Raw genomic sequence first — 22,401 nt, forward strand, 5'->3', positions numbered from 1 at the left:
TTGTTTATCCTAATGTATTATTGAAAGGAATTCTAAACCTCATATGTATCTATTTATTAAGAAGAGAGTAAGAATTTAAGTGGATAGAAAAAAGTATATGTCTAGGACATAAATCAAAACCAATGTAATTAGTAAAGTAAATCCCTTGTTTTTTTTCCTTTAATTAAGTAAACTACGTGTAAATTGATTTTTTCGGGTGCTAGTGGAAACTGGCTGAGATTGCAACTATTCTGTTGCTGACCGTGATAACCTGTTGGATAATGCCAGCGTAGGGAATGTGATTAGGGAAACTATGAGCACTTTGCGTACCAGCAGAGTGCTCTTTTTGTATTCAGCAAATGATAAATTGATATCTTCGTGCCCTTATTGTTGTTCAAAATAGCAGGAGAAAATTTAGTTATCTTGGTAAAAACAGCCTTATCCAACTTAGAAATATTCAAAAGAGAGGGTTAGAAAATTGACACAAGAAATCGTAAAACGAGTACTTGAATTTATTAAAAATGACGACCATACAGAAGATGCTTTTAATGATCAAGCATTACAGTTATTCCGATATCAATACAAACATAACATTCCATTCCAAATGTATTGTCGACAAAAAGGAAAAACACCGAGAATGGTCAAGTCATGGAAGGATATCCCTGCAGTACCGATTAATGCATTTAAGGAGCTCACCCTAAGCTGTGAAGATCCAGAAAACGCAGAAGATGTGTTTATGACGAGTGGTACAACAAAAGGAATAAGAGGAAAGCATTATCATCCAACGTTAGACGTGTACAACCATTCCATGTTGAAAAATTTCCGAGAACGCTTTATGAATGGTCATGAACGAATGAAAATGGGGATACTCTTTCCAACTGAAGAGGAAATGCCTAATTCATCTTTATCTCATTATCTAGCATTGGCGTTTAAAGAATGTGGGACAAATGATAGTCACTATTTTGTAAATGAAAAGGGCTTGCAAGTTGATTCATTGTTACTAGAACTTGAACAAGCTGAAGAAACAGGAAATCCCCTTGCCCTCCTTGGTGCATCATTTAGCTTTGTTCATTTATTTGAAGAATTACAAGCGCGAGGCAGATCATTCCGTTTACCAGCCGGAAGTAGAATTCTAGATACTGGCGGCTTTAAAAATAAATCAAAGGAACTAGATTTAGAGACTTTTTATACAACTTTATCAACGTTATTAGGTGTTGAAAAATCGCACTGCATCAACATGTATGGGATGACCGAACTGAGTACACAATTTTATGATGATGGCAATGCCATGGTTCCATCTGTAAAATCAGGTCCACATTGGATTCGAACGAGAGTAATAAATCCATTGACAGGGGAAGAAGTTCCTAATGGGGAAAAGGGAGTTCTCGTGCATTGTGACTTAGCAAACTATAATTCTGTTACAACGATTTTAACAGAGGATCTCGGAATGGAAAATGAGGAAGGTTTTCTTTTATTGGGCAGAGTTCAAGGAGCAGAAGCAAAAGGGTGCTCAATTGCTGTTGATGAGTTCATTGCTGCGGCAAAGGAGCCTTCTCAATGAAAGAAATAGCAGGCTATCTCCCTAGATTCCAAGAGGGAGAACTTGAATATAGAACCTTAACTTTTGAAGGAAAGTCAGAAAAGCTAGACATACAAGTTCCAGTATTATCAAAACAACAGCTCGATGACGTGATAGCAGTAATAAAACAGGCAAGTGCAAACATTCTTAAGTCACTAACAGTAACCGAAATTATCCAAATTATTGATAGGGTAATCGAGCAGCTTCTAGATCGCACAAATCCTTATCGTCAAAAAGCTGAAAAACTGTTACCTATTGTGACAGGCTATGATGAAGAATTAATTAGAATTGGTTTAACCAATTATTTAAAAACATTTCGCAAGCAGAACTTGCAGCGTTTTCTTGTTGAGGATTTTGGCAACCCTTTGCTTCTTGATGATTTTCAGCCAAGAACGAAAAGAGGATTCTCTAAGGCTGTAGGGGCAAATTTGACTGTGCAAATATGGTCAGGGAATGTTCCTGCTCTCCCCCTTTGGAGCTTAATATCGAATCTTTTAGTGAAATCCGGGACAATCGGAAAAGTACCGAGTGCTGAACCCTTATTTGCCGGCTGGTTTGCAAACATGATCGTGGAAACAGAACCAAGGCTGGCAGATTGTTTAGCAGTTATTTGGTGGAAAGGCGGGGATGAAGAAAAGGAAAGACAGCTGTTTCAACAAGCAGATATCGTTCTAGCTTATGGTGGCAATCAATCATTGGAATCGATAAAAAGTCGTGTGCCCATTACAACTCGTTTCCTTCCCTTTGGGCATAAAATCAGCTTTGGAATTGTTTCAAAGATCAGTCTTGACTCGCGTAAAGCATGGAAAACGGTTCGGGATGCCGCATACGATGTGATTCGATATGATCAGCAAGGTTGTTACTCCCCCCATTTGTTTTATGTGCAAAAGGGTGGAAATGTATCTCCGAGAGAGTTTGCTAGATATTTAGCACATGAATTAGAGAATTTTGAACAAAGATATCCCCGCAGAACTCTATCCATTGAAGAAGGAGTAAGTCTTGCTGAATGGAGACAAAAAGAAGAGATGAGCTTGTTTACAAAGCAGGAAAAGGAAGTACTAGGGGAACAAAACGGTTCGTGGACGGTTGTATTTGGCGGAAATGAAGGTGAACTAACACCAAGCTGCTTAAATAGGGTAATTAAAGTTGTTGAAGTAGACGAGCTTATTGACGTCCTTCCAAATATTGAAGCATATCGGACGTACCTCCAAACGGTCGGAATCGCAGCTTCACCAAATGAGCTATTTCAAATGGCTGAATTATTAGGAGCAGCGGGAGTCACACGAATTACAGCTCTTGGACATATGACTTCCCCAGAAGCAGGCTGGCATCATGATGGGCGCTTTAATTTACTAGATTTGGTGAACATGGTTGATATTGAACATAGTGCAGAGGAGTATGCAGAAAGTTTGGCCTCATATGTAGATTAGGAGATGACAACATGAGTTTTTTAATCATTGACAAAGTAACGTATAGTTACGAAGGGGAAAAAACAATTATCAATGATACGTCATGGGAGATCAAAAAAGGGGAATTTCATAGTTTATTAGGTAAAAGTGGTTGCGGAAAAACAACACTATTAAAAATGGCATCAGGACTTCTGCATCCTAACAAAGGAGCCGTTTATTTAGGAAATGAGAAAGTAGTGAGACCTTCAACTGAAATTGGCTTTGTTTTTCAGTCACCTACTTTGTTGGAATGGAAAACAGTGATTGATAATGTCCTCCTGCCAATCTCGCTTAAAAGAAAACCGACAAAGGAAGAGCGTGAACGAGCAAGGACGTTATTAAGGATGATGAAACTGAATGATTATGATCATCATTATCCAGCTGAACTGTCGGGTGGACAAAAAAGCAGAGTTGCCATTGCACGTGCTTTGGTTAAAAATCCTTCGATGTTATTTTTGGACGAACCCTTTGCTGCTTTAGATGCCATTACAAGGGAAGAGTTACAGGATGATTTATTAACACTTTGTCAGCATCAAAAAATGACCGTGTTATTTATTACCCATGACATATCTGAGGCAGTGTATTTATCAGATCATGTTGCTGTGATGAAGGCAGGGGAAATTACTTACGATATAAATGTGTCTCTATTAAAGCCGCGTCGTGCTGCTGAACGATATAGTTCATCGTTTAATGAGTATTGCCTAAAGGTGCGGGAAGCCATGAATGGAGGCAGAGTATGAAAAAATATCATCTTTATTCTTTTGTCCTGTTCATTTTAATTATGATTGTTTGGGAGCTTGTAGCAAGCACCATGTCAGAGCTCGTATTACCTGCACCTTCGGTTGTGTTAACTGTACTTTGGGACGGATTGGTGAGTGGCTATTTTTTACCTCATATTTATCGTACAGCTTCAGAAGTTGTTTTAGGGCTTTTGATTGGGACCCTTTTAGGAATGCTTGCTGGTATTATAATGGGAGAAATTGAGATTTTAAGACGAATTCTCCTTCCCTATGTAATTGCTAGTCAGGCTGTTCCAAAGCTTGCGTTAGCCCCTTTATTTATTTTATGGTTTGGGTTTGGAATGCCGTCTAAAGTAGTCATTACAGCTCTTATCTGCTTTTTTCCATTAATGGAGAATACGATTACCTCCATTCAACAGACTGATTCAAATAAAAAAGAGTTATTTCGCGTTTTGAATGCTACAAGATGGCAAACATTAATTCATCTTAAACTTCCTGCAGGCTTACCTGGTATTTTGGCGGGATTTCGTGTAGCTGTTATCTTAGCAGTTGTCGGAGCTGTTGTTGGTGAGTTTATAGGTGGCAGTGAAGGCTTAGGGGCGATGATCATTGCTTCACAAGGAATGATGGACACACCACTAATGTTTGCCGTCCTTATTTTGCTTACTGCGTTAGGGATGGTTCTTTATGAGGCAGTTCGTTTACTAGAAAGATGGCTTCTAAAGCCGATGCAGAAGGAGAGAAAAAGATGAAAGCAATGATAAAGGTTTTATTAGTCTTACTGTTAGCGATGTTAACAGCATGTAATCAAGGTTCTACTGAACCAACACAAGAGGATGCAAAGGAAAAAGAAGAGGCCGTGGAAGCCATTCGTGTTGCCAGCTGGAGTCAACCAATTACAGAACAAACAAACTTACTTGTAGAGGAAGAAAAGGGATTTTTCAAAGAACAGGGGTTAAACATGAGCTTTATTCCTGGAGCAGGTGGAGGGGATGCCATCAAAAATATTCTGTCTGGACAGGCTGATATTGCGTTTACTGATCCAGGCTCGTTATTTTTTGCCCTGGATAAAGGCGAAAAGCTACGCGTGATTTACAATGTTTATCCCCAGAATGTTTTTAACATTGTGTCTTTAAAAGAAAAAAATATGACAAAACCAGAGGATTTAAAGGGAAAAACAATTGGTGTCTATAGCCTTTCAAGTGGAACGAGACAAAATTTATTAGTGTTATTGCATGAGGCTGGCTTAACGGAAGATGATGTGAAAATCGTTGAAACAGGCATTTTGAATTTTGCTCCACTTATGCAAGGACAAGTTGACGCTACTGCTGCAACAGATACGGGATTATATACTGGTAAACAAAAAGGTCTCGGAGAAGTGAATGTTATGGAGGTTAAGGATTTTCTAAACTTTCCAAGTGATGTTTTTGTCGTAACAGAGGAAACGTATCAAGAGAAAAAAGAGCTTTTACAAAGCTTTTTAACAGGTTATAAAAATAGTGCAGAATGGATGTTGAACAATCCGGATGAAGCAGCATCCTTAGCCGTAAATGTTGCAATAGATGGTAAAGATCAAGCAAACAATTTAGAGATAATTAAGATGCGAAATGCATCAAGTGTCTCGTCTGCAACAGATGAAAAAGGATTAGGTTCATTTGACATCGATGTCCTGCAAAAGGCTGCAGATACATATCAAAGATTAGGTTTGGTTAAAAACAGATTAAACATGGATGAAATTGTCACAGAAGAACTCATTCCGAAAAAATAACAGGAGATATCAAATGAAATTTCAAAACAAAGTTGTACTTGTCACTGGATCAAGCCGCGGAATTGGTGCATCTCTAGCCAGAGGCTTTGCTCGAGAAGGGGCTACTGTTGTTGTTAATTATCTGCAAAATCAAACCGCTGCCGAAAATGTTGTTTCAGCTTGTATAGAGCTTGGTGGTGATTCGTGGGCTATTCAAGCAGATGTCACCCAGGAGCAATCTGTGAAGGATATGGTCGATGAAATCCTTTTAGAAACAGGAAAAATTGACGTTGTCGTAAACAATGCGTTTAAGCCATATACATTTAATCCTGATCAACGGAAATTGGCGTGGCAATTATCTTGGGAGGATTACCAGGAGCAAATAGATGGTGCCCTCCGCTCCACCCATTATGTATGCCAAGCTGTCGTACCTGCAATGAAAAAACAAGTACAAGGAAGCATTATCAACATAGTAAGTAACTTAGTCGAACGCCCAATTGTTCCGTATCCAGACTATACAACCGCTAAATCAGCTCTTGCTGGCTATAGTAAAAATTTAGCGGCAGAACTGGGTTCTTTTGGAATACGTGTTAATTGTGTGGCGCCAGGACTTGTCTATCCAACAGATGCAAGCCGTAACACAAAAGAGGAAGTAAAAGAAATGATTATCTCGCAAACACCATTAAGAAGACTTGCTTCCCCAAGTGATATCGAAGGACCTGTTTTATTTTTAGCTTCAGATTGGAGCAGATTTATGACCGGTCAGACGTTATATGTAGACGGCGGTCTTGTCATGAAGTAAAACGCACCAGAAGGGACATGAATGATATGGAAACAATACAATTAGTCAAAACGTTAGAAAATGTTAGAAAGATCAATCCACTTGTACACAATATTACAAATGTTGTCGTAACAAATTTTACGGCGAATGGACTATTAGCATTAGGTGCATCACCTGTTATGGCGTATGCAAAAGAAGAAGTGGCAGATATGGCTAAAATAGCTGGTGCCCTTGTCTTAAATATCGGAACACTCTCACCTGACGAAATCGAGGCGATGATCATTGCAGGGAAATCAGCAAATGAACATGGTGTACCTGTTATTTTTGATCCTGTTGGTGCCGGTGCTACTCCTTATCGAACAGAAACATCACACCGAATCGTAAAGGAGGTAAAGATCTCCATTTTAAGAGGAAATGCAGCAGAAGTTGCCAATGTGATTGGTGAAGAATGGACGATTAAGGGTGTAGATGCAGGTGAAGGGACTGGTAACATCGTTGAATTAGCGCAAATTGCTGCAAGAAAACTAAATACTGTTGTTGTTATTACTGGAAAAGATGACGTGATTACAGATGGAGAAACAACATATCTTGTCCACAATGGCCATCCGATTTTGACAAAAGTAACAGGAGCTGGCTGTTTATTAAGCTCGATCATAGGAGCTTTTGCAGCTGTTGAAAAGGATTTGTTAGTAGCTTCGGTTTCAGCTTTAGCTGCATATGGAGTAACAGCTGAAACAGCGGCAAAACAAACAGCAGAAGAAGGACCAGGCAGCTTCCAAATCCAATTATTAAACAAATTAGCAACAATTTCACCTGAAGAAATACAAACAAATGCGAATGTTGAAAAACTGTAAAAAATGTGTAAGGAGATAGAGATTATGACGATAGGCAAAGCATTGACAATTGCAGGATCTGATAGTGGAGGCGGTGCGGGTATTCAGGCTGATTTAAAAACATTTCAGGAGTTAAACGTTTTTGGAATGTCAGCCATTACAGCTGTCACAGCGCAAAACACACTTGGTGTTCATGGGGTATACCCTTTATCAGTCGAGGCAGTCGTTAAGCAAATTGAGGCAATAGGCACAGACCTTGGAGCAGATGCAGTAAAAACCGGTATGTTGTTTAGTAGTGAAATCATACAAGCTGTTTCCGAATGTATCATAAGATTTAAATGGGAAAATATTGTTGTTGATCCAGTCATGATTGCAAAAGGGGGAGCTTCATTGCTGCAAAATGAAGCAATTGCAGCGCTGAAAAAACATCTGCTTCCTTTAGCAATGGTCATCACACCAAATATTCCGGAGGCAGAAGTACTAGCAGATATGAGTATTGATACGATAGATGATCGTCTAGAAGCAGCGAAACGATTGCATCAACTAGGGGCCAAACATGTTGTCATGAAAGGCGGTCATGGAAGGGAAGAAGAGTTGGTTGACATTTTATATGACGGCGTAGAATTCACCTATTTTAAAGGGAAACGAATGGTAACCAAGAATACACATGGTACAGGCTGTACCTTTGCTGCAGCAGTGACTGCAGAATTGGCAAAGGGAAAATCAGTCAAACATGCGGTTGAAACAGCAAAACGTTTTATACAAGCAGCGATTGAAGATGACTTAGAGATTGGAAGCGGTCATGGTCCTACAAATCATTGGGCTTATCAAAAACGACAAAGAGGAGTGAAATAGATTGTCAAGAATTTCAATCGAACAAATGCGGAATTTGTTAAAAGTCTATTTCATTATGGGCAGTAATAATTGCCAACAGGAACCTACTCATGTATTAGAACTAGCGCTGAAAGGTGGAATTACACTTTTTCAGTTTCGCGAAAAAGGAACGAGTGCCTATACAGGAGATGAAAAATATCAATTTGCAAAAAAATTACAAACTATTTGCAAAGAAAACAATGTTCCTTTTATAGTTAACGATGATGTTGAGCTAGCCCTTTTACTCGATGCAGACGGTGTTCATATTGGGCAGGATGATGAATCAGCTGAAATGGTGAGACGCAAGATCGGAAATAAAATTCTCGGCGTTTCCACTCATAATCTTGAAGAGGTTGAAAAAGCAATTGCTGAAGGTGCAGATTATGTGGGAATTGGACCTATCTACTCAACAACAACGAAAGAAGATGCAAAGTCAGCTCAGGGAACAACTCTTATAGCGGAAGTTCGAAGCAAAGGCATTGAGATACCAATAGTAGGAATCGGGGGAATTACATCAGAAAATGCTTCACCTATTATAAAAAGTGGTGCAGATGGTATTGCCGTGATTACAGACATTAGCTTGGCTAATGATCCAAGGGAAAATGCTAGTAAATTAATAAATTCAATTTCGATTTAGTTTTTTCACATTTCTGTTTTGTTAATGATATCGTTAAAAAATTTTAAATAGCCGATTATCTTCCACAAATGCTTTCCATTTATATTGAATGACACAGATTTTTTTGCCCCTATATATTGTTGACCTGATTTTACACAGCAAAGGGGTCGGGGGTTCAAGTCCCTCACAGGTCATCAGAGATAGAAGCTTCAATTTCTTTGTTGAAAAGGATTGGAGCTTTTTTGGGTTTTCCTTTCAAGGAATTGAAGAAACATTTATTCGATTATGTATGACAATTCCCCCGTTAAATAATAATCTTTAAAATTCTATTTTGTTTTGGTACATAAAACCTTCTATTATTCTTAATAATAAAAAAATGAATCAGTTTTTTACCTAAAATAGATAGCCCGATTAAAAATCAGCTTTGGAATTGGAGATTTAGATGCAAACATTTTTTCAATTTCACTCAAAACTAGAGCCGTTTCGTCTTTTTTCAAGGGAGCACCTCATAACAATCGCAATCATTTTAGTTCTTGGTATTCTTCTGTTTATCTTTAGAGAGGAGATTCAGAAGCAGGAGAAAAGAAGAATAATTCGACTCTCTCTAGCACTTCTCTTATTGGCTTCTGATGCTAGTTATCATATATGGCTTGTAAGTAAGAATACTTGGTCGTTTAAAAAGGCTTTGCCACTGCATCTTAGTGACCTTGCTGTCATTCTTGCTATCGTCATGCTACTAACGGGTAGCTTCCGACTTTTTCAATTTATGTATTTTGCCGGTTTAGGCAGTTCTATTCAAGCCGTCCTAACACCTGATCTTGGTCGGTATTCGTTTCCTCATTTTCGATATATTGAGTTTTTTGTTTCTCATGGTGGAGTGGTGCTTGCCTGTTTGTTTATGGTTTTTGCCTTTAAATATCGGCCGACGATTCGTTCCATGTGGATGACCGTGCTTCTTGTCAACCTTTATGCCATTTGTATATTTTTTCTTAATAAGTGGTTGGGGGCAAACTACCTCTACATCATGAAAAAACCTGGAAACGCTTCTCTTTTAGATGTTCTGGGGCCATGGCCGTGGTATCTTATTTCTCTAGAGATCATAATGATTGTGACCTTTTACCTTCTGTATAGTCCGTTTTGGCTAAAAAGGGAAATGGATAGAAAGTAAACTGCGATTACCTTGCCAGTTGTAGAAGAAATGGCTAGAAGACGATTGTTCGAAGATAGTCTAAAAATTCTATTGGTTTCAATTATCTCGGTAGAAGTCGGGGGTTCATCCTTCACAGGACATCGATAAATTTAAAGTTATAAACCCTAATGAATAAAGGGATTATAGCTTTTTTTGTTGGGTGTTTATTTTATCTGTTAGGAATATTTATATTGACTGAAAATGAATTAACCTTAAAATATAAACAAACTAGATTCATTTATCTTTCCTTACTAATTCATTTGTTCTAAGGAGAATGAACATGCACATACGAAGTAGATTCAAACATTATTTTAATAAATATATTGTTGAGAGCATGCAGCGAAAATTAATGGGAACTTTGCTTCTTGTCATGATGGTTCCTTTACTTATTTTTATGCTGATTTCGACACATATTTCCAGAGGTGCTGTTGAGTCTTCGGAAATTAGCTCAAATCTTTCACGAATGGAGCTTTCAAATAGTTATATAGAAGAGCAATTAAATTGGTATAATGACTTTTTATTTTCGGCTCTTGTAGATGATAAGCTCGTACCAAGTATTACAACAATGGATAATATTAGTGCGACAAATGTTTTTAATACCCAGTCCTATATAAAAGATAAGCTATTTGGGTTATATAATGGTGACGAAGATATTTTATCGGTCAAGTTAGTTTCTTATGGAGATCGTCGCTTTTACAAAGTTGAAAACAAAGATTTTTATATTGAAAATGAATATGATGAAGCGAAAAATAATGAGGCAAAAGCTGCGATCTTTAAGGTTGATCCGGAGACAAATAGCTTTACACTAGCACGTAATATTTATCGATTTGAAGATCAGAAATTGGTTGGTAAGCTAGAAATGCAAGTTTCATTTTCTTTTATGGAACATATCGCTGAGAAATTGCAAAGCAATGAACAGGAATCTATCTTATTGCTTGATAATCATGGAAATCAGCTTTATACGCCAATAGAAAACGATCAATCAATCAAGATAAGTGAAGATATTTCAACAAAATTAAACACACCAAAAGGAACCAAGTATTTTACTAAGGACAAAGATTATTATTTTTTTCAGGAATTGATGAATGAACAAATTATTTTGTTGAAAGTGGTGCCAGAGGAAGTGATGATGGTAGGGGCAGTGTATATCGGTCAAACTGGAATCGCAATTCTTCTTATTTCGATCTTCTTAACAATAATTCTATCGATAATCGTGTCTAATCAAGTTGCAAAACCGATCGTTGCTTTATCAAGAAAGATGGAGCACGTGGAGGAAAATAATTTTAGTGTTGAAATAGATACGAGCCGTTCAGATGAAATTGGACATTTAAATCGAAAATATAAAGAAATGATTAATAGGATTAAAGAGTTGATTGAAAAGGACTATAAACGTGAAATGGAAAATCGTGATGCACAATTTCTCGCTCTGCAATCACAAATTAATCCACACTTTCTATTCAACACACTTCAAGTTATTTCAGGGATGGCATTGAAGAGAAATGCAAAAGATATTTATGCGATGACACAGAAGCTTGCATTCATGTTTCGGTATATCACGAATAAACGAGGCGACCTCGTTTATATGAAAGAAGAAGTAAATCACTTGAATAATTATCTGTATATTCAAAAAGTTAGATTCGGAGACAATATTTCCATCCACTTATTTGTTGATGAAGCTGTAAATGAGGCAATCATTCCACTTTTGACACTTCAACCAATTATAGAAAACTCATTTAAACATGGATTTGAGTCACAAATTGAAAAAGGACATTTGAAGATTGACATCCAAAAAGTATTTGATGAAGTCGAAATTATCATTGAAGATAATGGAGTGGGAATGCCAATACAAGTGTTAGAAAAATTAAGGGGAAAAATATCATCCAACATAGAGTCACAGAATAGAAGTATAGGATTAAAAAATGTCGATAGTCGAATTAAACTTTATTTTGGAAGAGAATATGGAATTGAAATCTTTAGTAAGGAATCAGAGTATACGAAGATCATTTTAAGGATGCCTTATCAAAAAGGAAGTGAACTCAATGAATACTTTATTAATCGTAGATGATGAAAGTTGGACAAGAGAAACAGTAAAGGCACTAATAGAGTTTGATTCTTTGGAAATTACACAAATAATTGAGGCAACGAATGGAGCAGAGGCGATTAAGTCTATCAAGTCTGTACGTCCTGATTTTATTATTACAGATATGAAAATGCCTGGAATAGATGGAATTAAATTGTTAGAAGTTTTAAAAAGAGACTATCCTGAAATTCCTGCCATCGTCCTAAGTGGTTATCAAGATTTTATCTATACAAGACAAGCCATTAAGTCAGGGGTGATTGAGTATTTACCAAAGCCTGTCGATGAAAACGAATTGAATGAAGCATTGAAAAAAGCTTTACATGAAAAGAGGAAAAAGGAACAGCAGCAAATCGGGTATCAATTTTTTATTCTGAAGCGACCGGAGGTTGAAAGTCTGATTGAACCATTTCGTCAAACTTTAGCATACTCGTTTAAAGAATTAAACGCTGCACAACTTTCTAGCAGCATGGCAAAATTGCTTGCGAATATAGGTGATGAGCTAAAAAGTGATTTTTCGCTTATTGGACATCTTCATCAATTGTTCTTTTTGCAACTGGAGGAAATGATAAAAGAACACAAGCTAAAACTTGAGGATATTGGTCTGGATTTGAGACAGCTCAGTTATCAAACTAATTCCTCACTTGAAACAGAATTAATGAATCAATTAGAAATTGGTAAAAAAGTCATTTTGAAAATTGATGAAATTAGGAAGCAAAAATCAAAAATCAATTTGGATGATATTAAGCAATACGTAGATGAATATTTTTCTTCACCAAATATGTCACTCGAAATAATCGCAAAAAAGTATTTTGTCAGCAAGGAATATTTAACGACTGCCTTTAAAAAAAGGTATGGGTGTAATGTAACGGAGTATATTATTTCATCGCGGATGGAAAAAGCAAAAGAACTTATCATGTCTACTACCTTACAATATAAAACAATAGCCGCAATGATTGGGTATGATGATGTTTCTTATTTTTATCGGGTATTTAAAAAGTACTATGGATCCTCACCTGGGAAAATTCGAAATAATTAAAATAGTACAAATGTAAGCGTTAATATTTTCAATTTAAGAAATAAAAAAAACAGATTATGATAGTAGCAGAAAGGGGAGTTGAAAATGAAAAAAGCGCTTACAATATTAATTTCTTCCATTTTATTTATTGGATTACTAGCTGGTTGTAATGCAGGGGGTACCAGTTCTTCAGGTGATGCAAGTGGGGAAAATGGAAAGAAAGTCGAATTGAAAGTATTTATTGGACAACCTAGATTTAAAGAGCAATATGAAAGTTACATTGATCAATTCGTTAAAAAGCAAAAAGAAGAAAATGGGCTAGATGTGACAGTTAAGCTAGAACTTCCAAGTGTGAATGAGGCTGATCAACTATTGAAAACACGTCTTGCTTCAGGAGATAGTCCAGATGTATTTGCGATTCATGCGATAAATGATCTACCTGTATATGATAAAGCTGGATATTTAGAGGACTTAACAGGTGAACCATTTGCAGAAAAGCTGTATGATACAGTTGCTCCGATGGTCACAAGAGAGGATAGAGTGCTTGCTGTTCCACTTGAAACTCTTCAATGGGGCTTTTTATACAATAAAGATATATTCGAAGAAAACGGTATTGAAGTTCCTAAAACGTTAACAGAAATGAAAGCGGTTGTAAAAACACTTGAAGATAAAGGAATTACGCCTTTTATTAGAGCTTATAAAGATTCATATATTCCGCAGTTATTCCTTCCATTAACAGTAGGTGCTCTTGAAAGCACAACAAATAAAGGGTTTATTGAAAATATGAATGCTGGTAAAGGAACTTTTGGAGATTTAGATGGTATGTTTGACATTATTGACCTTGTTCATGCACATGGAACAGATCGTCCATTTGAGGTAGGTCAAGATCAAGGGGCCGCAGCATTTGCAAGTGGTGAGGCGGCAATGTGGGTTCAAGGACCATGGATGGCAGAATCTATGTTAGCTACAAATGAAAACATGAACTTTGGTGTGGCACCGATGCCGATCAACGATGATGAAAATGCGACGCTTATTAATCTAGGTGCATCAACATCACTAGCCGTTTCGAAAGAAAGTAAAGTGAAAGATGTTGCAAAAGATTTTGTGAATTATATTTTAGATGATGAAGATTCTAGTGCCTTTTATGAAAGTCTAGGGTTCAACCCAATTTCTGAAATTCATACGTTTGATACGTATCCTTGGTTAGAAGAATCAATGAATTATGTTGCTGAAGGGAAAGTATATCAAGATCCAGCCATTCCTTCTGCTGTTAAAGCTGCATCTGAAAAGCTGCTTCAAAGCTATTATGCAGATGATGCTTCTAAAAAAGAGGTTATTGAAGGTCTAGACCGCGCTTGGGAGGATTATAACAAGGTAAACAAATAATAGCAAAATAGTGAAAGACAATTGAGTAATTGTCTTTCACTCTATTTAAGAATGCTAGATTGAAAGGAATGAAAGCATGTGCCAGTTACAGAGCTGAAAAGTCCAGTGAAATTAGTTGCAGCTGAAAAGAAAGTGAAAAAAAAGAGCGGTCACTTAAGTTTAATCTTGTTTGTTTTACCTGCGTTCATCTTTTATATCCTCTTTCTTTTTATCCCGACAATTGGGGCAGGAGTTTATAGTTTTACAGATTGGAATGGCTTGAATAAAACATTTAACTTTGTTGGCTTCAGCAACTATATTGAAGCATTTAGAGATGATGCTGCTTTTAGACATTCTTTTATCTTTACACTTAAGTACACCATCTTCATTTTTGTCATTCAAAATGTCGCGGCATTAGGACTAGCGTTGCTAATTGAATCAAGAATCAAATCAAAAGGCTTTTTTAGAACCATTTTCTTTATGCCTAATATGATTAGCTTAATCATTAGCTCATTGATGTTTTCCTTTATCTTTACAAATGTATTTCCTGAGCTTTCTAAACAAGCGATTTTTTCCGTACTTGATCAATCATGGATTGGTGATCCAAAGGTATCGTTTTACTCCATTTTAATCGTGTCGCTTTGGCAAGGAATTGGCTATATGATGGTGATCTATATGGCAGCACTTCAAGGTGTACCTAAACAGTTAAAAGAGGCTGCAATGATTGATGGAGCAAATGCATTTCAACGAATCATACATGTTGTTCTGCCAATGATTATGCATGCTATAACAATTTGTTCCTTCTTAACATTAAATGGAGCATTTAAAGTATTCGATGTTGTGTACGCTTTAACACAAGGTGGTCCTGGTACTTCTACACAAGTCATGGCACTGAATATTTATGAGGAAGCTTTCTCGAATAATTTCCGTTTTGGTTATGCAAATGCAAAAGCAATGATTCTATTCCTTGTTGTATTAATTATTACTCTTATTCAAGTGAGAATCTTAAAGCGCAAGGAGGTTGAAGCATGAGAAAGAACCTTACTGCTTCTATATTCACTAATTTAATATTATCCCTAATGGCTGTTGTCACTATATTTCCAATCTATATGGCATTTATTAATTCCTTTAAAACACAAGGCGAGATCTTCAACTCCGTTTTAGCACTTCCTAAATCATTTTCATTAGAAAACTATATTGGTGTTTTTTCAGAATTAAACCTATTAGGGAGTGCCTTTAATACATTAATTGTAACTGTCATTGGTCTTGCAGGTATCGTTTTTTGCGGCTCCCTTGCCGGGTATAAGCTTGCAAGAACATCTGGTAAGCTTAGCGTTTTTATCTTTACGCTATTTATTGCATCAATGCTAGTACCGTTTCATTCCATTATGATCACCCTAAGCCAAATGGCAAAAGGTCTCGGCTTGCAGGGATCCCTTTACGGTCTCGGCTTAATCTATATAGGTCTTGGCGTAAACATGGCTGTTTTTCTCTATCATGGATTTGTGAAATCGATTCCGAAAGAGCTGGAGGAAGCGGCAAAAATCGATGGCTGCAATGACTTCCAAATTTTTATTAAAATCATCTTTCCTTTATTGAAACCGATTACAGCAACGATTTTAGTACTGAATGTATTATGGCTTTGGAATGATTTCTTATTGCCATTAATTATGTTAACGGATGTAAATAACTATACGCTCATGCTTTCTATTAATATGCTTTTTGGACAATATGTTGCAGACTGGCCAAAAATTTTAGCTGCCTTAGTGTTAACAGCACTTCCAGTTGTCGTTTTCTATGCGTTTTTCCAAAAGTATATCCTCGAAGGAATTGCTGATGGTGCGATTAAGTAGTGAATGAAAGGGTTGAAAAGCAGAATGAAGGAATTATTATATGGTGTCGCATATTATGACGAATATATGCCATATGAACGACTTGAAACAGATATTCAAATGATGCTAGAAGCGGGAATTAATGTTGTGAGAATAGCGGAATCAACATGGAGTACACATGAACCACAAAATGGTGTTTTTGATTTTACATCTGTCAATCGCGTACTTGATGCCATGTATAAATCAGGAATTCATGTCATCGTTGGAACGCCGACATATGCAGTACCAACATGGATGGTAAAAGAGCATCCAGACGTATTAGCAGTAACTAAAAATGGTCCGGGTAAATATGGTGCAAGACAAATTATGGATATTACAAATCCTGCCTACTTGTTTTATGCAGAGCGGATCATCCGCAAATTAATGGATAATGTAAAGGACCATCCAGCGATTATTGGTTATCAGATCGACAATGAAACAAAGCATTATGACACGAGCGGGCCTAGTGTTCAACAGAAATTTATTAAATACTTAAAGGATAAATTTAAAACACCAGATGCTTTAAATAAAGAATTTGGTCTCGCTTATTGGAGCAATGATGTTCATGCTTGGGAAGATATGCCATCTGTAATTGGTACAATTAATGGAAGTCTAGGAGCGGAATTTTCCAAATTTCAACGTAAACTTGTTGATGATTTCTTGGCTTGGCAAGTTCATATTGTGAAAGAGTATCGACAGGAAGGGCAGTTTATCACGCAAAATTTTGATTTTGAGTGGAGAGGATATTCGTTTGGTGTACAGCCAAACGTGAACCATTTTACTGCTTCAGAACCGTTTGATATAACAGGTGTGGATATATATCATCCAACACAGGAGGATTTAACAGGAATCGAAATTTCCTTTGGCGGTGATGTGGCACGTTCTACAAAGCAGCAAAATTATTTTGTCCTTGAAACAGAAGCTCAAGCGTTTTCAAATTGGACCCCTTTTCCAGGCCAGTTACGATTACAAGCATTTAGTCATGTTGCTTCAGGTGCAAATATGGTGGCATATTGGCATTGGCATTCGATCCATAATTCCTTTGAGACGTATTGGAAAGGACTGTTAAGTCACGATCTTCAGCCAAATCCTGTCTATCATGAGGCAAAAACAATTGGAGCTGATTTTAAGCGGTTATCTTCTAAAATCATGAATCTTAAAAAGAAAAATAAAACGGCTATTCTTGTAAGCAATGAATCTCTTACAGGACTAAGCTGGTTTAAATTTAATCAAAAAACAGAGTTGAATTACAACGACATTGTCCGGCTCATTTATGATGAATTATACAAATTAAATGTTGAAGTTGATATGATTCATCCAGATACTAAAGAACTAGATCAGTATTCTTTGATTATAGTCCCTTGCTTATATGTAGCTCCAGATTCACTTCTTGAGAGATTAAACCAATTTGTTGAAGATGGAGGGCATGCGATTTTCACCTTTAAATCCGGTTTTACAAACGAGCATATTAAAGTGCGAACAACCCCGCAGCCAGGGATCATTGAAAAAGCATGTGGTGTTCAATACCAAATGTTTGTTGAACCAAAAAATGTCAAGCTGGCAGGAAATCCTTATGAAGTAGAAGAAGCAGATAATAAAGTTCACACTTGGATGGAGCTACTTACTCCAACAACTGCTAATATTCTTGCCAAATATGATCACCCTGGATGGGGAGAGTACGCAGCTATTACCGGCAATGAGTATGGAAAAGGCTATGCAACTTATATTGGATGTATTGTCTCAATTGAAATCATGTCTTCTATTCTCGCTCAAGCACTAAAACGAGCGAATATTTGGGGAACTGAACAAGAAATGAGCTTTCCAATCATTATTAAGAGCGGTGTTAATGATCAAGGAAATACAATTAAGTTCTTCTTTAACTACTCCTTCGAAGAACAGAAGATTGAATACCCATTTAAAGAAAGCACTGAATTATTATCAGATAAATCAGTTCATATAGGAGATTCTCTAACAATTAAGCCGTGGTCATTTACAGTATTGGAAGTAAACTAGGGAGGATATCATGGGAGTTTATTGGATATCGACAACGAAAAAACAATATTGGCAGGAAAAAAACTCTGCTACAAACGAATATAATAAACCCAATTTAATCATTACTGATGAATTAAAACGAGAGATTGATGGGTTTGGAGGCTGCTTTAATGAGCTTGGCTATGAAGCCCTTAGTCTCTTATCAGAAGAAGAACGCTGCCGTGTTTTAGATCGATTATTTTTACCAGACGGTGACTGTCAATTTAACATATGCCGTTTACCAATCGGAGCAAGTGACTATGCACTTGAATGGTACAGCCATAATGAAACACCTGAAGATTATGAGATGAAGCATTTTTCGATTGAGCGAGATAAAAAATATTTAATCCCATTTATAAAAGAAGCATTGAAGCGTAATCCAGAAATGAAGCTTTTTGCTTCACCATGGAGCCCTCCCACATGGATGAAATTCCCGAAAGCTTATAATTATGGAACACTTCGCTGGGAACCGAAAGTACTAGAAGCATATGCCCTTTATTTTGTTAAATTTGTGCAGGCTTATAAACAAGAAGGAATAACGATTCACCAGATTCATGTTCAAAATGAAGTGGTCGCAGATCAAAAGTTTCCTTCATGTAAATGGACGGGTGATCAACTGCGAGAGTTTATTAGTACCTATTTAGGTCCTGCTTTTGAAAAACATAACATTGATGCTGAAATTTGGCTTGGGACTATTAATGCCCCAGAGCCTTGGGAAGAACTGATGAAAGGGACAACATCAGATTATGATGAATATGCACAAAAAATTCTCAGTGATCCAAGCGCTTATCAATATGTAAAAGGTGTGGGCTACCAATGGGCTGGAAAATATGCGATCCAGCGAACGGTGCAAAGCTATCCGGAATTAAAATATATGCAAACAGAAAACGAATGTGGAAACGGCGAAAATACGTGGGCATATGCTCAATATGTTCATAATTTGTATCGTCATTATTTTGTGAATGGTGCCAATGCCTATATTTACTGGAATATGGTATTGAAGCCAAAAGGAAGAAGCACATGGGGCTGGGAGCAAAACTCGATGATTACAGTGGATCCAGAAACAAAACATACGATTTACAATCCCGAATATTATGTAATGAAGCACTTTTCACATTTTGTGAAGCCTGGTGCAGTTCGCATTGAAACAACTGGTTCCTGGACAGGAAATTCAACAGCCTTTCTAAATCCCGATGGTACAAAGGTTGTTGTGATTGCTAATCCATTAAAGGAAATACGTGAATTAACGATGCAAAATGGGGAAACCTATTCCTTTGCATTAGAAGCTGAATCTTTTAATACAATCGTAATTTGAGAGATTATATTTAAAATAAATAGTAGAAATGAGGGAGAACAATGAAAACAATTCCAGTAGCAGTCCAAATGTATTCATTACGAGAAGAAAGCCAAAAAGATTTTGCAGGTACATTGAAAAAAGTTGCAGAGCTAGGGTTCGATGGAGTAGAATTTGCTGGGTTTGGCGGATTGACTGCCGAGGAAGTAAAGGTGTTATTGGATGAATATGGACTACAGGCTGCAGCATGTCATGTGCCACTTGAAGAATTGGAAAACAATTTGACTAAAGTGATTGAAGAGCAAAAAATCATAGGAAGTAAATATGTTGTTTGTCCTTACTTAATGCCTAATCGTCGAAGTGAAGAAGATTATCTATCATTAATTACGTTATTAGATGAAATCGGGGAAACATGCCGTCAAGAAGGCATTACCCTTTGTTATCATAATCACGACTTTGAACTCGAGCGTTTAAAGGATGGCAGAGTGGCACTTGAAGCCATTTTTAATGATACAAATCCTGAGAATGTAAAAACAGAATTGGATATTTACTGGCTGACAAAGGCAGGAGAAAAACCAGTAGAATGGATCAGCCGATATAACGATAGATCACCTCTCGTACATTTAAAAGATATGACAAATGATGAAGAACAATTTTTTGCAGAGCTTGGAACTGGCGGAGTTGATCTTGAAGCGGTATTGAATATTGGAGAAGAAACAGGTGTAAATTGGTGGGTGGTAGAGCAGGATATGAGCCGACGTACACCATTTGAAAGTATAGAAATGAGCATCAATTATTTGAAAACAAAATTGCCTTATCTTGTGTAAAAAAACAAGCTCTATTATAGGGTTTCGTGTATGGTGACCCCTTACCAATAAATGGTGAGGGGTCTTTATAGTAATATCTTAAGAAATGAATTTAATTCACAAGAAATAAATAGCGCTTACAAAAAACTGTTTACAAACTTTGGAATATTCAGTAAAATCATTGTAGTTGTATACAAGTAGACAAATGGAGATTTTTTTCCTGATGATCATCAATAAATGTATGTTACAACCTGATTGGAGAGTTGAGTTATGATGCAGTATCCATCCTCATGGCTGCAGGGGCATTCACTAGGTGAAAAAATTGCATGTGAATTACGCTTGCAAATTGTAAAAGGAAGTATTAAACCTAACACAGTCTTATCAGAAAATCAGATTGCAGCTGAATTTGGTACGAGTAGATCTCCGGTGAGGGAAGCTTTAAAAGCGCTTTCGAATGAAGGCTTACTTCGCTTAGAACGTATGGGAGCAGTGGTGTTGGGGCTAACTGCAAAGGATATAGAGGAAATATATGATGTTCGCTTTTTAATTGAAACATTTATTTTAGAGCGGCTTTCAATGGGCCATCATGAACAATTAGTCGATACACTTCATAAAACGATTGATAAGATGGAAATGGCAGCGAAACATGCCGATTTTATTGAGTTTGCCTATCAAGACCTATATTTCCACGAAATTATGATACAAGAGGCTAATCACATTAGAATTTTGCATTTATGGAATAATATTCGTCACATTGTGCTTGCAGCATTGTTAGTGGCAACAGAAAGACGATTTAAAGGAGAAATACATGAAATAAATACTTTGATGGATAATCATCGCTTGATCGTAAAAGCTTTCCTTTCAAAAGATCGTAACTATATAAGACAAGTTATTCAAGAGCATTTCGAGGATACACGAAAATCAGTGAATAATGCGCTGTTACCTGATCATGAATAAACAGAAATGTGCTAGTGAAAGGGGTGAATGCCCACAAGGAATAGCTGATATGTGTGATAAGAATGAAATGTGCTGCCCTATTAAAAGTATTTCATTGCTGTTTTGGTTATCTTGTCGACAAGTATACTAGATTGAGAGTTTGCTATTTTCAAGGAGGTAAAAGGAATGTCTACAATGAAAGCAGGATTGTACATCTCTGAAAAAAATGTCATCGTGGGGAGCTTGGAAAAACCAACTTTAAATCAGGGAGAAGCACTTATAAAGGTATCCGCCGCGGGTATTTGCGGCACGGACATGATGATTTATTTTGGCAAGCATCCTAGAGCAAAAGCTCCACTTGCAATGGGGCATGAATTCAGTGGAGTGATTGAAGAGATAAACGGTGAGTCTACTTTTAAACTAGGTGATAGAATCGTTGTTGAACCAACAATAAGCTGTGGCAAGTGTGATGCTTGTTTATCAGGTAATTCACATGTTTGTAAAACGCTTGGATTGATCGGAATTGATTTTCATGGCGGATTTGCTGAATATGTAACTGTTCCATTACATCGTCTACATAAAATACCTGAAACATTATCTGATGATCATGCTGCTTTAGCAGAACCTGTCGCAGTAGGGATACATACAGTTCGACGTTCGAATATGAAAGTAGGAGATACTGTTGTTGTACTAGGAGCAGGCCCGATTGGGCTATTGATTGCCTTAACAGCAAAAATAGCAGGAGCAGATAAAATATATATTTCTGATATTAGTCCATATCGTTTAGGCAAAGCAGAAGAACTTGGTTTTATTGCATTAAATGGAAATGAAGTTGATGTAGTAAAAGAAGTAATGGAAGCAACAAATGGAGTTGGTGCAGATGTTGTCTTTGAAGTTGCAGGAAATAACCTAACAGCTAATCAGATGATTCATGCATGTAGAACGCAAGGGCAAATCGTTGTTGTAAGCGTATACAAACAACCTCCGACTATTGATCTTGCAGCCATGCATTTTCGGGAATTGTCGTTAACGACGACAAGATGTTATAGTCATTCAGATTTTGCAACAGCCGTCAGTATGATGGCAAGTGGAAAAATCGATGTAACGCCATTTATTTCACATCAATTATCGCTTGATGAAATCGAAAAAGGATTTCAATTGATGATGAATCCAGATGAGTCTTTAAAAATCTTAATTCTGCCAAATAAGTAAGGAGGA

General features: G+C 36.9%; 20 protein-coding genes. All 20 read left to right on the top strand.

All coding sequences use genetic code 11. The features are described 5' to 3' along the window. The first annotated feature begins 457 nt into the window (after window positions 1–457). The gene (locus GMB29_RS06415) at window positions 458–1,540 is read left to right on the top strand and encodes a LuxE/PaaK family acyltransferase (RefSeq protein WP_136355430.1); all 1,083 of its coding nucleotides are present in this window, start codon (window positions 458–460) and stop codon (window positions 1,538–1,540) included. Further along, complete coding sequence (locus tag GMB29_RS06420; RefSeq protein ID WP_136355431.1) at window positions 1,537–2,988, top strand: acyl-CoA reductase; 1,452 nt, start codon at window positions 1,537–1,539, stop codon at window positions 2,986–2,988. Before GMB29_RS06415 ends, GMB29_RS06420 begins: the two co-directional genes overlap by 4 nt. Before the next feature lie 11 nt (window positions 2,989–2,999). Continuing rightward, complete coding sequence (locus tag GMB29_RS06425; RefSeq protein ID WP_136355433.1) at window positions 3,000–3,746, top strand: ABC transporter ATP-binding protein; 747 nt, start codon at window positions 3,000–3,002, stop codon at window positions 3,744–3,746. Beyond that, window positions 3,743–4,498, top strand: coding sequence for an ABC transporter permease (locus GMB29_RS06430; protein ID WP_136355435.1), 756 nt, complete (start codon window positions 3,743–3,745; stop codon window positions 4,496–4,498). The genes GMB29_RS06425 and GMB29_RS06430 overlap by 4 nt, the downstream gene beginning before the upstream one ends. Then, window positions 4,495–5,514: an ABC transporter substrate-binding protein gene (locus GMB29_RS06435; RefSeq protein ID WP_136355437.1), complete on the top strand. Its 1,020-nt coding sequence runs from the start codon at window positions 4,495–4,497 to the stop codon at window positions 5,512–5,514. The genes GMB29_RS06430 and GMB29_RS06435 overlap by 4 nt, the downstream gene beginning before the upstream one ends. Before the next feature lie 13 nt (window positions 5,515–5,527). Then, window positions 5,528–6,295: an SDR family oxidoreductase gene (locus tag GMB29_RS06440; protein WP_136355439.1), complete on the top strand. Its 768-nt coding sequence runs from the start codon at window positions 5,528–5,530 to the stop codon at window positions 6,293–6,295. Between the two features lie 26 nt (window positions 6,296–6,321). Continuing rightward, window positions 6,322–7,128, top strand: a complete 807-nt coding sequence (thiM, locus tag GMB29_RS06445; protein ID WP_136355441.1) for a hydroxyethylthiazole kinase — start codon at window positions 6,322–6,324, stop codon at window positions 7,126–7,128. A gap of 24 nt (window positions 7,129–7,152) precedes the next feature. Beyond that, entirely contained in the window at window positions 7,153–7,962 is an 810-nt protein-coding gene (gene thiD, locus GMB29_RS06450) for a bifunctional hydroxymethylpyrimidine kinase/phosphomethylpyrimidine kinase (protein WP_136355443.1), read from the top strand. A 1-nt stretch (window position 7,963) separates the two neighbouring features. Next, window positions 7,964–8,617: a thiamine phosphate synthase gene (gene thiE, locus GMB29_RS06455; RefSeq protein WP_136355445.1), complete on the top strand. Its 654-nt coding sequence runs from the start codon at window positions 7,964–7,966 to the stop codon at window positions 8,615–8,617. Window positions 8,618–9,038: 421 nt separating this feature from the next. Further along, window positions 9,039–9,764, top strand: a complete 726-nt coding sequence (locus tag GMB29_RS06460) for a YwaF family protein (RefSeq protein WP_136355447.1) — start codon at window positions 9,039–9,041, stop codon at window positions 9,762–9,764. 301 nt (window positions 9,765–10,065) lie between these two features. Next, window positions 10,066–11,850 (top strand): sensor histidine kinase, encoded by a 1,785-nt coding sequence (locus tag GMB29_RS06465; protein WP_168733890.1) that lies wholly within the window; start codon window positions 10,066–10,068, stop codon window positions 11,848–11,850. Next, entirely contained in the window at window positions 11,825–12,901 is a 1,077-nt protein-coding gene (locus GMB29_RS06470; RefSeq protein ID WP_136355451.1) for a response regulator transcription factor, read from the top strand. Before GMB29_RS06465 ends, GMB29_RS06470 begins: the two co-directional genes overlap by 26 nt. Before the next feature lie 84 nt (window positions 12,902–12,985). Next, window positions 12,986–14,266 carry an ABC transporter substrate-binding protein gene (locus tag GMB29_RS06475; RefSeq protein ID WP_136355452.1) on the top strand — a complete coding sequence of 427 codons (1,281 nt, stop codon included), beginning with the start codon at window positions 12,986–12,988 and terminating at the stop codon, window positions 14,264–14,266. 78 nt (window positions 14,267–14,344) lie between these two features. Then, the gene (locus GMB29_RS06480; RefSeq protein WP_406600315.1) at window positions 14,345–15,277 is read left to right on the top strand and encodes a carbohydrate ABC transporter permease; all 933 of its coding nucleotides are present in this window, start codon (window positions 14,345–14,347) and stop codon (window positions 15,275–15,277) included. Then, window positions 15,274–16,098, top strand: coding sequence for a carbohydrate ABC transporter permease (locus GMB29_RS06485; protein WP_136355454.1), 825 nt, complete (start codon window positions 15,274–15,276; stop codon window positions 16,096–16,098). The genes GMB29_RS06480 and GMB29_RS06485 overlap by 4 nt, the downstream gene beginning before the upstream one ends. A 24-nt stretch (window positions 16,099–16,122) precedes the next feature. Then, window positions 16,123–18,129 carry a beta-galactosidase gene (locus GMB29_RS06490; protein ID WP_136355456.1) on the top strand — a complete coding sequence of 669 codons (2,007 nt, stop codon included), beginning with the start codon at window positions 16,123–16,125 and terminating at the stop codon, window positions 18,127–18,129. Window positions 18,130–18,139: 10 nt separating this feature from the next. Then, entirely contained in the window at window positions 18,140–19,462 is a 1,323-nt protein-coding gene (locus tag GMB29_RS06495; protein ID WP_136355457.1) for a glycoside hydrolase family 30 protein, read from the top strand. A gap of 41 nt (window positions 19,463–19,503) precedes the next feature. Beyond that, a complete protein-coding gene (locus GMB29_RS06500) occupies window positions 19,504–20,268 on the top strand; it encodes a sugar phosphate isomerase/epimerase family protein (protein WP_136355459.1) in 765 nt (254 codons plus the stop codon). A gap of 252 nt (window positions 20,269–20,520) precedes the next feature. Next, the gene (locus GMB29_RS06505; protein WP_136355665.1) at window positions 20,521–21,204 is read left to right on the top strand and encodes a GntR family transcriptional regulator; all 684 of its coding nucleotides are present in this window, start codon (window positions 20,521–20,523) and stop codon (window positions 21,202–21,204) included. A gap of 165 nt (window positions 21,205–21,369) precedes the next feature. Beyond that, window positions 21,370–22,395 carry a zinc-dependent alcohol dehydrogenase gene (locus tag GMB29_RS06510; RefSeq protein ID WP_227551550.1) on the top strand — a complete coding sequence of 342 codons (1,026 nt, stop codon included), beginning with the start codon at window positions 21,370–21,372 and terminating at the stop codon, window positions 22,393–22,395. Window positions 22,396–22,401: the final 6 nt, after the last annotated feature.

The organism is Metabacillus sediminilitoris (genome assembly GCF_009720625.1).
Lineage (GTDB): Bacteria > Bacillota > Bacilli > Bacillales > Bacillaceae > Metabacillus > Metabacillus sediminilitoris.

Coding starts and splice junctions, on each gene's coding strand:
- GMB29_RS06505 (WP_136355665.1), top strand. CDS start 20,521: ATGCAGTATCCATCCTCATGGCTGCAGGGGCATTCACTAGGTGAAAAA.
- thiD (WP_136355443.1), top strand. CDS start 7,153: ATGACGATAGGCAAAGCATTGACAATTGCAGGATCTGATAGTGGAGGC.
- thiM (WP_136355441.1), top strand. CDS start 6,322: ATGGAAACAATACAATTAGTCAAAACGTTAGAAAATGTTAGAAAGATC.
- GMB29_RS06470 (WP_136355451.1), top strand. CDS start 11,825: ATGAATACTTTATTAATCGTAGATGATGAAAGTTGGACAAGAGAAACA.
- GMB29_RS06495 (WP_136355457.1), top strand. CDS start 18,140: ATGGGAGTTTATTGGATATCGACAACGAAAAAACAATATTGGCAGGAA.
- GMB29_RS06500 (WP_136355459.1), top strand. CDS start 19,504: ATGAAAACAATTCCAGTAGCAGTCCAAATGTATTCATTACGAGAAGAA.
- GMB29_RS06425 (WP_136355433.1), top strand. CDS start 3,000: ATGAGTTTTTTAATCATTGACAAAGTAACGTATAGTTACGAAGGGGAA.
- GMB29_RS06490 (WP_136355456.1), top strand. CDS start 16,123: ATGAAGGAATTATTATATGGTGTCGCATATTATGACGAATATATGCCA.
- GMB29_RS06460 (WP_136355447.1), top strand. CDS start 9,039: ATGCAAACATTTTTTCAATTTCACTCAAAACTAGAGCCGTTTCGTCTT.
- GMB29_RS06510 (WP_227551550.1), top strand. CDS start 21,370: ATGTCTACAATGAAAGCAGGATTGTACATCTCTGAAAAAAATGTCATC.
- GMB29_RS06475 (WP_136355452.1), top strand. CDS start 12,986: ATGAAAAAAGCGCTTACAATATTAATTTCTTCCATTTTATTTATTGGA.
- GMB29_RS06485 (WP_136355454.1), top strand. CDS start 15,274: ATGAGAAAGAACCTTACTGCTTCTATATTCACTAATTTAATATTATCC.
- GMB29_RS06465 (WP_168733890.1), top strand. CDS start 10,066: ATGCACATACGAAGTAGATTCAAACATTATTTTAATAAATATATTGTT.
- GMB29_RS06430 (WP_136355435.1), top strand. CDS start 3,743: ATGAAAAAATATCATCTTTATTCTTTTGTCCTGTTCATTTTAATTATG.
- GMB29_RS06435 (WP_136355437.1), top strand. CDS start 4,495: ATGAAAGCAATGATAAAGGTTTTATTAGTCTTACTGTTAGCGATGTTA.
- GMB29_RS06440 (WP_136355439.1), top strand. CDS start 5,528: ATGAAATTTCAAAACAAAGTTGTACTTGTCACTGGATCAAGCCGCGGA.
- GMB29_RS06420 (WP_136355431.1), top strand. CDS start 1,537: ATGAAAGAAATAGCAGGCTATCTCCCTAGATTCCAAGAGGGAGAACTT.